We start from the raw sequence: 13,837 nt of genomic DNA, 5'->3' as shown, positions 1-13,837 counted from the left end.
GGACGGCGGCCGGCCGATGATCCGCGTTCTCGGTATCGAGCTGCGCCGCTCGGCGGCGGCCGGGTCCGCCCTGGTCCTGCTGGTGGTCGGCGTGCTGCTGCTGTTCTTCGCCGAGGGGATCGGGTTCGCCGACGGGTGGCTGCAGCTGGCCATGGCGCAGCGGCTCTACCTGGCCCTGTTGTGGCCCCTGGCGCTGGCCGCCGGCGCCTGGCAGGCCCGCCGCGAGCACCGGTCGAACGTGGCGGAACTGTTCGCCAGCACTCCCCGCCCGACGGCGCAGCGGGTGGTGCCGACGCTCGGGGCGATGGCGCTCGCGGTGGCGTGCGGCTACCTGGCGGCGGGGGTGGCCGGGGCGCTGTGGATCATCGGCACCGCCCGGTACCTCCCCGTGTCGGTTCTGGTCGTCACCGCCGTCGGCGTCCTGGCGCTGATCGCGGCGGTCTGGGTCGGCCTGGCGGTCGGCCGCCTGCTGCCGTCGCTGGTGACCGCCCCGGCGCTGGGGGTGGCCGGCCTGGCCCTGCTGCTGCTCATCCCCATGGCGACCCGGCCCCGGGGCTGGCTGGCCCTGGTGTTCTCGCCGATCTACGAGATGAACATGCCGGGCGCCTGGGCGGCCGTGCCCGGCCGGGCCAGCGCCGCCCAGGCGGTCTGGCTGGCCGCTCTCGCCGTCGCCGCCGTGCTGCTGGTCACCTCCGGCGGGTGGCGGCTCCGGGTGGCCGCGCTGCTGCCGGTGGCGCTGGGCGCTGCGCTGGCGGTCGGCCTCATGCCTCACGAGAACAGGCTGGTCACCGACGCGATCGATCCGGTGGCCCGGGAGCTGGTGTGCACCCGGGACGAGCCGCGCGTGTGCGTGAGCCGGGCCCACTCCGGACTGCTCGCCGAGGTGACCCCGCGGGCGCGGGAGGGCCTGGCGCTGCTGAGGAAACTGCCGGGCGGTCCGGTCGCGGTGCACGAGGACACCACTTCGTACGTGCCCGAGATCCACCCGCCGTGGCACGCGGACGTGGCCCTGCTCCGCATCGAGGTCGGCCCGCACGGCCACCTCCGGGACGACGAGGGTGTGCCCGCGCAGGTCGCGTTCGGGGCGTTCGCCAGCCCGCCCGGGTGCTCCCGGTCCGCCGGATGGACCGACCGGGTGGCGGCCGCCGCCTGGCTGGCCGGACGGGAGCCGGTGGCCGGCGAGACCGACGACCCCGAGGTCACCGGCGAGGCCGTGCAGGTGTGGCAGGCCCTGCGGCAGCTGCCCGCCGCCGAGGCGCAGGCCCGGGTCGTGGCCCTGCGCCGGGCCGCCCTGGCCTGCTCGGCCACCGACGGCATGCTCTCGCGGGCGACGCCATGAGGGGGCTCACGCTCTACCTGCGCTCGCGGGGCACCCCGATGGCGCTGGCCCTGGCCGGCGGCTGCGCGGCGCTGATGTGGTCGCTGTGGTCGGTGTTCTCGGACAGCCCCACCGTGGGTCCGGTGATGGTCATCCTGACGGTCCTGCTGCTGGTCGCCGCCGTGACCGCCACGCTCGGCGGGCCGGACGACGCCCTGGACGCCACGGCCGGGCTGCGCTGGCCGCGGCGGCGGGTCACGCACCTGCTGGCGGCGTTCCTGGTCGTCGTGGTGCTGCTGCTGGTGACGGCGGCGACCGGCGCGCGCTTCGGCCCGGCCGGGCTGGTGGTGCGCGACGCCGCCGGGCTGCTGGGGCTGACCGCCCTGGGCGCCGCGACGATGGGCACCGCCCGGGCCTGGTTCATGCCGCTGGGCTGGACGCTGGCCGCGGTTCTGTTCCCCCGTGCGGAGCCGCTGCTCGGGCGGGTCCTGACGTGGCCGGCCCAGCCCCCGGCGAGCACCGCGGCGGCGGTGACGGCCGGATTGCTCGCGGCCGGCGGGCTCGTCGCGTACGCGATGGCGGGTCCGGCCCAGCGCCCGCCCGCCGAGGCCGCCCAGCAGTGAACCTCCGCGGGCCGCCCCCGGGCGGCCCGCGGTCACGGCCCGTCCCCGGCGACCCGGTCGTCGACGGTGAAGCGGCGCAGCGCCGGCGTGGTCAGGGCGATCGCCCCGGCCGCCAGCACGCCGAGGACGCCGCCGAGGGCCAGCGCCGCGGCGCCGGAGGTCACCGTCGCGACCAGGCCCGCGCGCAGGTTGCCCAGCTGGGGGCCGGCCGCGCCGACGATGTGCTCCAGCGAGGCCACCCGCCCCCGGTACGCCGCCGGCGTCGACAACTGCACCACCGTGCCCCGCGAGACCACCGCCCAGGTGTCGGCGCCGCCGGCCACGGCGAGCAGGGCGAGGACCACCAGCAGGTGCCCGGAGAGCCCGACCAGTCCCAGCGCCACGGCCCAGACCGCGCCGCAGACCAGCAGCACCGTGCCGGGCCGCCGGCGGTGGGTGGCCAGCCCGGACAGCACGGACGCGAGCACCCCGCCGACGGCCACGGCCGTGGTGAACAGCCCGAGGATCTCCGGCCGGCCGCCGAACCGCTCCTGGTTGATCATCGGGAACAGCGCGAACGGCATGGCCAGCAGCGTGGCGGCCAGGTCGGCCAGGAACGCGCCGCGGACCTCGGGGGTCCGGGCGGCGAAGGCCAGCCCGGCGCGGATCGCCGCCGCCCCGGGGCGGCCCTCGCCGCCCCGCACGCCGCGGGGCAGCCCGGCGATGCCCACCAGGGCGAGGCCGAAGGTGGCCGCGTCGATGACGAAGCACCAGGTGAGGCCCCAGGCGGCGGTGACCAGGCCGGCCGCGGCGGGGCCGAGCAGCATGGCCAGCTGGAACGACAGGTGGTTGAGGGCCAGCCCGGCGGCCAGCCGCTCGCCGCTGAGCAGGGCCGGGATGAAAGCGCGTTTGGCGGGACCGCCCAGCGCGGCCAGGCCGGAGCCGGCGCCGGCCAGGACCAGCATCGGCGCGACGCCGCCCATGCCGGAGGCGGCCACGACGGCCATCCCGGCGCTCACCGCGAGCTGGCCGTACGCGCACCCCGCCGCGAGCCGGCGCCGATCGACGTGGTCGGCGAAGGCGCTGCCGGCCAGCGCCAGCACGATCAGCGGCCCGGCGGTGACCAGGCCGACCAGGCCGACCATGGCCGGGCTACGGGTGCGTTCCCAGACGTAGTAGACGACGGCGAACGCGCCGAACTGGCTGCCGAACCCGGAGGCGGTGGTGCCCAGCCACAGCCGGCGGAACGTCGGGTGCCGGCGCAGCGGGCGCAGGTCCACGAGCGAGTCGAGGGCGTTCACAGGTGCTCGCGCAGCCGCTGGGCGAACGGTCGGGCGCTCAGCGCGGCCCGGATGTCGGCCACCACGCTCATGATCGGGTACGGCAGCTCGGCGTCCAGGGCCCGTACGGTCGCCTCGGTGGCCCGCCACTCGGCCTGCAGGAACGGCACGATCTCCCGGGCCCGGGCGGTGAGCCGGACCGGGCGTTTGCGGCCGTCGGTGTCCTCGGCGGGTTCCACCCAGCCGGCCTTGCGCATCGCGGCCACGGTCTGGCTCATCGCGGAATGGCTGACCGCGCGCCGTTCGGCGATCTCCTTGATGGTCAGCGGGCCGGACCGGGACAGTTCGATCATCGGGCCGACGAAGCGGGTGCGCACCCCCTCGATGCCGGCCTCGGCGTAGAGCCCGGCGATGTCGGCGTCCATGTCGGAGAGCAGGCGGAACAGGGGACCGTAGTAGCTGCTGTCGAGCAGGTCGGGCGGCGGCATCGAGAAACTGTAACAGCACTTATACAAATCCGGGTGCCGCCGCCGTGCCCTGGACCGGCGCGCCGCCGAAACCGATCTCGTTGCCGTCCGGGTCCCGGAAGACCGCCTTGCGCACGCCGTTCCCGTAGGTCTCGCTCTCGGCCGGCGCCAGGCCCCGCGCGGCGATCGCGGCCAGGCGGGCGTCGAAGTCGCTGACGAACACCGTGTGCTCGGCGCCCCCGGCCCGCTCCGGGCGCACCACGACATAGAGGAACCGGTGCTCGGCGAGCTCCCACACCGCCTCGATGTCGTTGGGCAGGAACGACGGCGGCGCACCGAGGAGTTGCTCGTACCAGGCCACCGCCGCGGGATAGTCGTGGACCGGCACGCCCGCGAACAGATCGAGGGTCATGCGGCCATCGTGCCAGCTTTCCCGCGGCCCGCCGGCACGGTGGCCGAGGCGCGCACGGCATGGCCGATCTCCGGGCGCAGCGCGGCGTAGGCGGGCAGCCCGCGCAGCTCGTCCGGCGCGACGCCGGCCCGCGGCAGGCCGATCGGCCGGTCCGGCGCGACCCGGCCGGGCCGCGCGCTGAGCACGACGACCCGGCCGCCGAGGAAGACGGCCTCGTCGACGCTGTGGGTGACGAAGACACAGGTACGGCCGGTGTCGGCGCTGACCCGGCGCAGGTCCTGCTGGAACCGTCGGCGCGGCGAGCGCCCGGGCGATGGCGACCCGCTGCTGCTGGCGGCCGGAAATCCGACGGCCGTCTCACCGGACCCGTCCTTTAGCCGCCCGAGTGCAACCTTCAGCCGCTTCGCCGGCCCGCCGTGGCGGATCCGTGGCGCACTCCGCTGGCCCTCCACCACCGGGTACACCCGCCCCCGCCCGCCACGTCGGCGTGTCGTTCAGCGGCGCGGCGCCATCGGGATCGAGCAGATCTGCTGGCGCAGGGTCGCGATGATCCGGGCCGCCGGGGTGCGGGCGGCCGTGAAGGGGTGCACGTCGGCGTAGCGGACCGTTCCGGCACGGTCGGCGACCACCACGCTCGGGTAGGGCAGCACCGCGCGGCGCGTGCCCAGCTTGTCGATCGCCTCCGGCGCCGGGTAGCCGATCCCGAACGCGTCGATCAGGGAGTGCCGGGGGTCGGCGGCCACCAGGTAGCTCAGGTCGTTGCGGTGCTTGGCCGGCGCGAGCAGCTCGGCGCGCTGCGGGCTCACCGCGACCAGGTGGGCGTCGAGGTCGGCGCAGGCCGGGGCCAGGGTCCGCTCGTACGCCACCAGGGTCTCCTCGCAGGCGGCCGAGCCCGCGTACCGGATGAAGACCAGCACCAGCGGCCCGGTGTCCAGCAGCCGGCGCAGGTGGATCGGGCCCAGGTCCACCTCGATCAGCGGCAGGTCCGGGATCCGCCCGCCGGGGGCGATCATCCGGCTCCAGACCGCGTCCATCTCGAACTGGCGCCGGACCGCCGCCTCCTCGTCGCTCCGGCGGACGGCTTCCGACTCGCCGGCGCCCAGGTACACGGATCTCGTCATGGCGCCACCATATCCATCCAATAGGTAGGCATTGTGAAGCCCGGATGAACGCTTGTGGGGGCCGCCGCAACCACCTCCGCGCAGGCCACCGGCGGCCGGCAGCCCCCGCCCGCGGCTGCCCCGGACGCACCGCCGCGTCGCTGTGACACCGCCACGACAGCGTGGGACCCTCTCGTCCTGCGGCGGCGCGCAGCCCGCGGGCGCCGACTGGACCTGGCCGGCTCGTCCCTGCAAGCGGGCCGAGATCGCCGGCATGAGCGCGCGCCGCGCGGGCACTGTGCGCCCATGGCGGTGATTCTCCTGACCGGCGCGTCCGGGTCCATCGGGCAGATGCTGCGGCAGCGGCTCGGCCACCACGAGCTGCGCCTGACCGACGTGCGGGCGGGCAACGGGGTCGAGGCGCTGGACGTCACCCACGCGGCGGCGGTCGAGCGGGCGTGCCGGGGCGCCGACGCGATCGTGCACCTGGGCGGGATCGCCGGGGAGGGGCCGTTCGAGGACGTGCTGGACGTCAACGTGCGCGGCACCGAGCGCGTGCTGCAGGCCGCCCACGACGCCGGGGTCCCGCGCGTGGTGCTGGCCTCGAGCAACCACGCGGCCGGCCTCTACGAGCGCGGCGACGCCGGCCCGGCGGGCCTGGCCGACGACGTGCCGCCGCGGCCCGACTCCTACTACGGGTGGAGCAAGGCGGCCATGGAGGCGCTGGGCCGGCTCTACCACGACCGGTACGGCATCCACGTGAGCTGCCTGCGGATCGGCTCGTGCGCGGAGGAGCCGGAGAACCCCCGCGACCTGTCGGCGTGGCTCTCCCCCGGCGACGCGGCACGGCTGGTGGAAGCCGCGCTCACCGCGACCGGCTGGCGGCTGGTCTGGGGCGTGTCGGCCAACACCCGCCGCTGGTGGTCGGAGGAGGGCGGCCGCGCGATCGGCTACCGGCCGCGCGACGACGCCGAACGGTGGGCGGCGAAGGTCGGCGAGCCGGACCTGAGCGCGCCGGAGCACCGGCTGGTCGGCGGCACGATGCCGGAGTCGCCGCTCGGCGGGCCGACCTGATCGCCGCCGGCCCCGATCGGCATCCCCACGCCCGGATTGTCCGACCGCACGCCGCGTTCGCTTGGCTCATCCGGCTCTGCGGGCCGCAGCCCACCGCGATGTGACCGGAATTGCACATTGTCCGGCCCCGGACGGCCCGGCACCCCGACCGCGCTCTGGCATCCTGTGTCGGGTCTGACGAGGGAGACATCATGGGGGAACGCCGGCGGGACGGTTACCTGCTCACGGACGACGCCGCACGCGTCGACCTCGGTCGCGTCCACCAGTGGCTGTCCGAGGAGTCGTACTGGGCGGCCGGGCGGCCCTACGAGGTGACGGTGCGGGCGCTCGAGGGCTCCCAGCCGTACGCGGTCCTCGCCGACGGCGAGCAGGTGGCGTTCGCCCGGGTCGTCACCGACGGCGCGACCTTCGCATGGATCTGCGACGTGTTCGTCGCCGCCGGCCACCGCGGGCGAGGACTGGGCCAGTGGCTGGTCGACAGCATCGTCGAGGACCTGTCCGCGGCGGGGGTCGCGCGCTTCCTGCTGGCGACCCGGGACGCGCACGAGGTGTACCGGCGCTCCGGCTTCACGGCGCTGGAGGGCGCGGACCGCTTCATGGAGATCGACCGCCGCCCCACCCGGGCCGCGATCCTGGGGCACGGCTGAGCTGATCCCCGAGCCCTGCGACGGATCATGATGCGACCGCCGCCGGGGCAGGACATTGCCATGGTGCGGCCGCCACCGAGCCGGGCGTGGCCACGATGCGACCGCGACGCCGAGCAGCCACGACGTCGCCGCCGCCACCAGCCCGGGCGTGGCCATGATGCGGCGGCCGCTATGCCGGGCTTCTGGGCCGCGGGTCGGCCCGGCGACACCGGGCCACCGCCCTACGAGCCGCCCTGCGGTCTGCGACCCTAAGTCCGCTACCGGCCGCCCCTCCCCCATGCGCCAGCCGGACTGGTGTGACCGGCCGGCCAAAGCCAGGACGAACGTCTTCGTCGCCACCACCCACTCGACGAGAGTTCGCCTGTCGGCCTCGAAGGTCGTAACCCGGGCCAGGGTCGTCCGACAGTCATGATGTGACCGCCGCCGTGCCCGGCTGCAGGACCGTCGGGTCGTCCGGCGGTCGCGGGTCGCGGCGGCGGCGCGTCAGCACGCCCTGCGAGACCGCCACGCCGGTCAGCACGATCAGCGCGCCCAGCGGCTGGTTCCAGACCAGGTGCTCGCCGAGGATCAGCACGCCGACCACGGTGGCCACCACCGGCATCAGGTAGGTCACCGACGCGGACGTGCTGGCCCCGGCGACCCGGATCACGCGCAGATTCAGCACGAACGCCAGCCCGGTGCCGAGCGCGCCCAGCGCCAGCACGCAGACGACCACCGGCAGGGACAAAGCCGCCGGCGATGGCGGTGCGCCGGCGAGCAGGGGCGCCAGCACGGCCAGCTGGAGCAGCGCCATCAGCAACTGCCCGGCGGCCATCGACACCCCGGAACCGGCGCGGCCGGCGATGAACTTCTTCTGGTACGGGATCGCCACGGCGTAACACATCGCCGCGCCGAAGCACATGAGCTGGCCGGTGAGCTGGGAGCCGCCGATGTCGCGCCACACGCCCAGCACCACCAGGACGCCCAGGAAGCCGGTCGCGATCCCGGCCACCCGGCGCCGGGTCAGCGTCTCGGTGCGGAACACCAGCGCCGCCAGCGGCAACGCGACCAGTGGCGTGGCGGCGTTCCAGATGCCGGCGAGCGCCGAGGAGACGCGCTGTTCGCCGTACCCGAAGAGGGTGAAGGGCACCGCGACGCCCAGCGCGGCCACCACCGCGAGATGGCCCCAGAGCCGCGCATCGCGCGGCAGCCTGTCCCGAGTGATGGCGAGCACCACCAGCAGCACGGTGACACCGGCGGCGACCCGGGCGAACGTGAGCCACAGGGGGTGCAGCTCGCGGACGCCGACCTTGATGAACAGGAAACTCGTGCCCCAGACGGCGGCCAGCAGCAGGAAGCTGGGCAGCCAGGCGCGCGGCTGGGACGTGTCAGGAGCGGTCAGGCTACGCACTCCTGACACTCTGCCTCATGGGTACGACACTTTTTGGCCGCCGCCGGAATCCCCCGGCACGTCTTCCTCCCCGTCGAGGGCGACGAGCAGGCAGTTCGGGTCGGCCGGACCGCATACGTGATGTAGCACACTTCAGTCCTTATCGCGGGAGCCGAATAATCGGCGTGATCGACTGCCGATCAGGGTCGAAAATTGTCGGACCGGCGCGCGACAATGTTTCCCATGCGGCAGCTCGAATTGCTCACCGCGGCCGAGGTGGCCGCCCTGCGCGACCGCACCAGGTCCCGCAATTACTCGCCCGAGCGGGCGGAGTTCCGGCGTGTTCATGAGCGCCGTCGCGCCTGGGGTCTGGCGCGGCGCCACGCCGAACGCCTGCGCCGGGTGCGCCAGGGATCGCAGGACCTCCGGGCGACCGGCGATGCCGGTGGCTTGCCGTCCGCGCAGGCTTGCGCATCGCCTTCCGCAGAGCGGTCGGCTCGCCCGCGACCGGAGGGCGAGCGGATGGCCGTCATGGGTCCGGCGGCATGCCGGCGGCAGCCGGGACGGACGGAGACCGTCGGCGCGCCACAACGGGGACCGGCATCGAGTGGTCCTGCGCCGTTGCCTGCTCAGCGCGCCGAGCGGGTCACCGCGCAGAGCACTGCGAGCTCTCAGCGCAGACCACCACGGCACGCCCAGGACTCTGCGCCGCCGATCACGCCTGCCGCACAGCTCGACCACCTGGCGCGCCGCCCTGCGACACGGCCCCACCACCCGCCGGGCCGGCCTGCGACACCACAGCCCCACCACCCGCCGGACCGCCCTACGGCACAGCCCCACCACCCGCCGGGCCGGCCTGCGACACAGCCCCATCACCCGCCGGACCGCCCTACGGCACTGCCCCATCACCGGACGGGCCGCCCTACGGCGCAGCCTCACCAGCACGCGCCGCGAGCCAGTGACGCCGGTCCTCACCACGCGATCCCGGTCCAGGACGCGGTTTCCTTCCAGGACGCGATTCCCTCACGCGCTGAGGACGCGCGACACAGCCCGCCACCAGGCGAAGCACGCCAGCCACGCCGCTCCGCCAGCTTGCGCCGCGAACGTGCGACGCGACCCACCACCGGGCGCTGCACGCCATCGACACCGCTCCACCATCAGCCCTTGCGCACTCAGAAGAAAACCCCGAACCAGGCAACGCAGGCCAGCCCCACCGCGCGACCAGCCGGCGCTGCGGACCCACGCGACAACCCACCACCAGGCGATGCCCACCGCTCCCGACAAGGCACTGCGCTCCCACGGCACAAACCCCACCAGGTGGGACCGACCCACGACACCGCTCCACCAACGCGCGCCGCTACGCCCACGACACAAAGCCACCGGAAGGCGTCGCCATCGGCTACCGACGTGGCCCCACTTGGCGGCACCCGCCAAGTGGCACGGCCCCCATCGCACCAGGGGCGTGAGCGCATGCCAAGACCTCCGCGGGCCACCACGACACCCCGCCCGAGGGCTGGCGTTGACCCGCGGCGGGCCAAGCCTCGCCCCTCACCGGACAGGCACTCCTGTCCGCACCCGACACGAGCTGGCCCGGATGTCCAGCGACCTGACCGCCCCGGCAAGCCAACATCGACATACCGGCAGCCATAACTTCCTGAGATCGCCCTAAGGAGATCGCGCCCGACACATTCGTAAGAGCAGAGTTATTCGCGCCCTTGAATTGCGCGCCTTTGTGAAGACGAGGAAACCGTCCGCGGATAGCGCGTCGGCGGCCATCTATTCCAGGTCGGCGCGTGCGTCGCCCGCCGGAACTGACGAATATCAGACGATCGGGGGTGGGAACGGTTCGCGGGGCCGCCCAGGGGTATATCGGGCCGGTGATGCGACATATTGCACGGATGAGCCCGGCCCAGCGCCGCCTGGCGCACGCCGCACCGCGGACCGCCGACGGGTTCGTCAGCCGGTGGACGCCGGTCGGGGGCCTGCGGTTGCACGTCCGGTCGCGGGCCGCCGGCGTCGGACCGCCCTGGGTGCTGCTGCACGGTCTGGCCGTGTCGCACCGGTATCTCATGCCTACCGCCGCCGCGCTGACGGGTGGGCCGGTGCACGTGCCGGATCTGCCGGGTTTCGGGTTGTCCGGCAAGCCGCGGCAGGTCTACAACGTCGAGCAGCACTGCGCGGTCGTCGCCGCGTGGATGGACGCCGAGGGTCTGACCGGCGCCCGGGTGCTGGCCAACTCGTTAGGGTGTCAGGTCGCCGTCGAGTTGGCCGCCCAGCGGCCGGATCTCGTCTCCGCCCTGGTGCTGGTCGGGCCGACCGTCGACCCGGCCGCGCCCACCGCCGCCGCCCAGGCCGGCCGCTGGCTGGTCGACCTGGCGCGGGAGGATCCGCGGCAGGCCAGCATCATCGCGGCCGACGTCCGCGACGCTCGTCCGCGCCGGATCCTGAGCACCCTGCGCCTGTCGGTCCGGCACCGCATCGATCACCGGCTGCCGCTGGTGCAGGCGCCAGTGCTGTTCCTGCGCGGGGAGCACGACCCGATCGCGCCGACCCGCTGGCTCGCCCAGGCAGCCCGCCTGACACCGGAAGCCGTCACCGGAGTGGTGCCCGCCGCGGCGCACAACGCGATCACCACCGCGGGCGTAGTAGTGGCCCGGCTGGCCGTAGCCTTCGCGGACCGGTACGCAGCGCGGACATAGACCCCGCGACCACGACCCCAGTCGCACCCGCCATCACGCACAACGCCATCACCAGCGCGGGCGTAGCAGTGGGCCCGACTGGCCGTAACCTTCGCCGGCCGGCACGCGACGCGACGCGGACATAGACCCCACAACCACATCCCCCAGTGCCAACGCTCGGGCGTTGGGGTCGGGGTGGCGGCCATGATGCGGTCGTCGCACCAGCCATCACGCGCAACGCCATTACCACCGCGAGCTAGTAAGACAGGCGGTCCGGACTTAAGACCCCGCAACCACGTCCCCAGTCGCACCCGCCATCACCACCCCAACCGCGGCCGTGCCCCACCACGGACTCGGCGAGAACGGCGTCGATCTCCGCGTGCCGTCGCAGCAGCGCGACCCCGACGAAGACCCCCGCACCCGCCACCACCCACAACGCGATCACCACTGCGGGCACGGCCGCGAGCCGACCGGCCCGCGAGCCGGTCGACGATTCCCTGACCGCGCCACCGCCCCAGGCCCGACCCCGGACCCTCCCGCCCCGGAATCCGATCAAAGGAGCGTTTCGGACGATCCCCCAGGGGAACCGGACCAAGGCACATCGACCGTGCCCCCGCTCCGAGACGAGGACAGCAATGGCTGTGAAGCGCCCCCGTAAGTCCGAGCCCACCGTGCCGAGCCCGGCCGCCATGGAACCGGCGGAGACCACCCCGCTGGCCCCGGCGCTGGCTCCGGAGCAGGGCCTGCAGACCGGGGAGTTTCTCACCACGGCCCAGGGTCTGCGGCTCAGCGACACCGACCACTCCCTGAAGGCGGGCCCGCGCGGGCCGTCGCTGCTGGAGGACTTCCACCTGCGGGAGAAGATCACCCACTTCGACCACGAGCGGATCCCGGAGCGGGTCGTGCACGCGCGCGGCGCCGCCGCCCACGGGGTGTTCCGGGCGTACGGCAGTGCCGCGTCGGTCACCAAGGCCGGTTTCCTGGCCGAGGCCGGCAAGGAGACGCCGGTGTTCGTCCGCTTCTCCACCGTGCTGGGCTCGCGTGGCTCCGCCGACACCGTGCGCGACACCCGCGGTTTCGCGGTGAAGTTCTACACCGAGCAGGGCAACGTCGACCTGGTCGGCAACAACATCCCGGTGTTCTTCATCCAGGACGGCATCAAGTTCCCGGACATCATCCACGCCGGCAAGCCGCACCCGGACCGGGAGATCCCGCAGGCGCAGTCGGCCCACGACACGTTCTGGGACTTCGTCTCGCTGCACACCGAGGCCACCCACCACGTCTTCTGGAACATGTCCGACCGCGGCATCCCGCGCTCGTACCGGACCATGGAGGGCTTCGGGGTGCACACCTTCCGCCTGGTCGACGCCGACGGCGGCACGCACCTGGTGAAGTTCCACTGGAAGCCGGTCGCGGGCGTGCACTCGCTGGTGTGGGAGGAGGCGCAGATCGCCGCCGGGGTGGACCCGGACTTCCACCGCCGGGACCTGGCCGACGCCATCGACGCGGGCGCGTTCCTGGAGTACGAGCTGGGCATCCAGGTGATGCCGGACAGCGCCGAGGAGACCTTCGAGGGGATCGACCTGCTCGACCCCACCAAGCTCGTCCCGGAGGAGCTGGCCCCGGTGCAGCCGATCGGGCTGCTCACGCTCAACCGCAACCCGGACAACTACCACGCCGAGGTCGAGCAGGTGGCCTTCCACACCGGCCACCTGGTGCCCGGCATCGAGGTCACCAACGACCCGCTGATGCAGGCGCGGATGTTCTCGTACCTGGACACCCAGCTGACCCGGCTCGGCGGCCCGAACTTCCCGCAGCTGCCGATCAACCGGCCGCACGCGCCAGTCAACGACAACCTGCGCGACGGCATGCACCAGACCGCCGTGCACCGCGGCATCGCCCCCTACCTGCCGAACAGCCTGGCCGGGGCCGAGGGCCCCGCGCCCGCGGGCGCGCCCGAGGGCGGCTTCGTGCACGTGCCGCGGCTGGTCGAGGGCGAGAAGGTACGCGCGAACCCGGTCACGTTCGACGACCACTTCAGCCAGCCGGCGATGTTCTACGCCAGCCTGAGCGAGGTCGAGAAGGTCCACCTCATCGAGGCGTTCACCTTCGAGCTGGGCAAGTGTTACGAACAGACGATCCGCGAGCGCATGCTCGGCGTGCTGGCCAAGGTGGACAGCGGACTGTGCGCGCAGGTCGCCGCGGGTCTCGGTCTGCCGGCGCCGGCCGGGGAGCCGGTCACCGGCGTGCAGCCGTCCCCCGCGCTGTCGCAGATCACCGGGGTGCCCGGCCCGATCGCCGGCCGCGTCGTGGGCGTGGTGGCCGGTCCGAAGGCGGACCTGGCCGGGATCGGCAAGCTGCGCGACGCGCTGGCCGCCCAGGGCGCCGTCCTGCGGGTCATCGCCTCGCACGGCGGCGAGCTGGTCAAGGGGCTGCGCAAGGAGATCATCGAGCGGACCCTGCTGACCACCCGGTCCATCGAGTACGACGCGCTGCTGATCGCCGACGGCGCGGGCGGCCTGGCCGACGTCAAGCTGACCGTGCTGCTGCAGGAGGCGTTCCGCCACGCCAAGCCGATCGGCGCGTGGGGCGACGGCGTCGGGGCGCTGCGCACTGCCGGGGTCGACGTCGAGGCGCCGGGCATCCTGCTCGCCGACGGCATGACCGCCGGCTACCGCAAGCAGCTGGTCGCGGCGCTGGGCCTGCACCGGGTCTGGGCCCGCACCCCGCAGGTCATGGCCGCCTCGGCACCGACCGCATAACCCGCCGTTGCTGCCGCTGGGCCGGGGGCCGGACCCCCGACCCAGCGGCCGGCCCAGCCCACCGGCCGGCCCAGCCCAGTGCCCAGCCCGACCCAGCGGCCAGCCCGACCAGCGGCCAGCCCGGAAAC

The 13,837-nt window shown here is 74.1% G+C and carries 12 protein-coding genes; 6 read left to right on the top strand and 6 right to left on the bottom strand.

Annotation, left to right across the window (positions count from 1 at the left end; genetic code table 11):
• On the top strand, positions 1-1,339 hold a 1,339-nt coding region (locus Ani05nite_RS25030; protein ID WP_239130592.1), incomplete at its 5' end, for a hypothetical protein.
• A complete protein-coding gene (locus Ani05nite_RS25025) occupies positions 1,336-1,941 on the top strand; it encodes a hypothetical protein (protein WP_203772048.1) in 606 nt (201 codons plus the stop codon). The genes Ani05nite_RS25030 and Ani05nite_RS25025, both read left to right, overlap by 4 nt.
• 32 nt (positions 1,942-1,973) lie before the next feature.
• Here the strand turns inward: Ani05nite_RS25025 and Ani05nite_RS25020 are convergent, their stop codons facing one another.
• Genes Ani05nite_RS25020 through Ani05nite_RS25000 form a run of 5 tightly spaced genes read right to left on the bottom strand, consistent with a single transcriptional unit; the run spans position 1,974 to position 5,200 of the window.
• Positions 1,974-3,221 (bottom strand): MFS transporter, encoded by a 1,248-nt coding sequence (locus Ani05nite_RS25020; RefSeq protein ID WP_203772046.1) that lies wholly within the window; start codon positions 3,219-3,221, stop codon positions 1,974-1,976.
• A complete protein-coding gene (locus Ani05nite_RS25015; protein ID WP_203772044.1) occupies positions 3,218-3,688 on the bottom strand; it encodes a MarR family winged helix-turn-helix transcriptional regulator in 471 nt (156 codons plus the stop codon). Before Ani05nite_RS25015 ends, Ani05nite_RS25020 begins: the two co-directional genes overlap by 4 nt.
• A 19-nt stretch (positions 3,689-3,707) precedes the next feature.
• Positions 3,708-4,079, bottom strand: a complete 372-nt coding sequence (locus tag Ani05nite_RS25010; protein WP_203772042.1) for a VOC family protein — start codon at positions 4,077-4,079, stop codon at positions 3,708-3,710.
• Positions 4,076-4,534, bottom strand: a complete 459-nt coding sequence (locus Ani05nite_RS25005; protein ID WP_377881668.1) for a hypothetical protein — start codon at positions 4,532-4,534, stop codon at positions 4,076-4,078. Before Ani05nite_RS25005 ends, Ani05nite_RS25010 begins: the two co-directional genes overlap by 4 nt.
• A gap of 39 nt (positions 4,535-4,573) precedes the next feature.
• The gene (locus tag Ani05nite_RS25000) at positions 4,574-5,200 is read right to left on the bottom strand and encodes a redoxin domain-containing protein (RefSeq protein ID WP_203772039.1); all 627 of its coding nucleotides are present in this window, start codon (positions 5,198-5,200) and stop codon (positions 4,574-4,576) included.
• Positions 5,201-5,485: 285 nt separating this feature from the next.
• Between Ani05nite_RS25000 and Ani05nite_RS24995 the strand changes: the two genes are divergently transcribed.
• Positions 5,486-6,253, top strand: coding sequence for an NAD-dependent epimerase/dehydratase family protein (locus Ani05nite_RS24995; protein WP_203772037.1), 768 nt, complete (start codon positions 5,486-5,488; stop codon positions 6,251-6,253).
• 191 nt (positions 6,254-6,444) lie between these two features.
• Positions 6,445-6,900 carry a GNAT family N-acetyltransferase gene (locus Ani05nite_RS24990; RefSeq protein WP_203772035.1) on the top strand — a complete coding sequence of 152 codons (456 nt, stop codon included), beginning with the start codon at positions 6,445-6,447 and terminating at the stop codon, positions 6,898-6,900.
• A gap of 406 nt (positions 6,901-7,306) precedes the next feature.
• Here Ani05nite_RS24990 and Ani05nite_RS24985 read toward each other — a convergent pair whose 3' ends face one another.
• Entirely contained in the window at positions 7,307-8,290 is a 984-nt protein-coding gene (locus tag Ani05nite_RS24985; protein ID WP_203772033.1) for a DMT family transporter, read from the bottom strand.
• Positions 8,291-10,167: 1,877 nt separating this feature from the next.
• Between Ani05nite_RS24985 and Ani05nite_RS24980 the strand changes: the two genes are divergently transcribed.
• Positions 10,168-10,968 carry an alpha/beta fold hydrolase gene (locus Ani05nite_RS24980; RefSeq protein WP_239130591.1) on the top strand — a complete coding sequence of 267 codons (801 nt, stop codon included), beginning with the start codon at positions 10,168-10,170 and terminating at the stop codon, positions 10,966-10,968.
• Between the two features lie 614 nt (positions 10,969-11,582).
• Complete coding sequence (locus tag Ani05nite_RS24975; RefSeq protein WP_203772029.1) at positions 11,583-13,709, top strand: catalase; 2,127 nt, start codon at positions 11,583-11,585, stop codon at positions 13,707-13,709.
• The last annotated feature ends 128 nt before the right edge of the window (positions 13,710-13,837 follow it).

The sequence above is a fragment of the Actinoplanes nipponensis genome (genome assembly GCF_016862275.1).
GTDB lineage: Bacteria > Actinomycetota > Actinomycetes > Mycobacteriales > Micromonosporaceae > Actinoplanes > Actinoplanes nipponensis.
Note: the sequence above shows the minus strand (reverse complement) of the source record. Positions and strands in the feature narration are given on the sequence as shown.

Coding starts and splice junctions, on each gene's coding strand:
- Ani05nite_RS25025 (WP_203772048.1), top strand. CDS start 1,336: ATGAGGGGGCTCACGCTCTACCTGCGCTCGCGGGGCACCCCGATGGCG.
- Ani05nite_RS25015 (WP_203772044.1), bottom strand. CDS start 3,688: ATGCCGCCGCCCGACCTGCTCGACAGCAGCTACTACGGTCCCCTGTTC.
- Ani05nite_RS25010 (WP_203772042.1), bottom strand. CDS start 4,079: ATGACCCTCGATCTGTTCGCGGGCGTGCCGGTCCACGACTATCCCGCG.
- Ani05nite_RS25000 (WP_203772039.1), bottom strand. CDS start 5,200: ATGACGAGATCCGTGTACCTGGGCGCCGGCGAGTCGGAAGCCGTCCGC.
- Ani05nite_RS24995 (WP_203772037.1), top strand. CDS start 5,486: ATGGCGGTGATTCTCCTGACCGGCGCGTCCGGGTCCATCGGGCAGATG.
- Ani05nite_RS24990 (WP_203772035.1), top strand. CDS start 6,445: ATGGGGGAACGCCGGCGGGACGGTTACCTGCTCACGGACGACGCCGCA.
- Ani05nite_RS24980 (WP_239130591.1), top strand. CDS start 10,168: ATGAGCCCGGCCCAGCGCCGCCTGGCGCACGCCGCACCGCGGACCGCC.
- Ani05nite_RS24975 (WP_203772029.1), top strand. CDS start 11,583: ATGGCTGTGAAGCGCCCCCGTAAGTCCGAGCCCACCGTGCCGAGCCCG.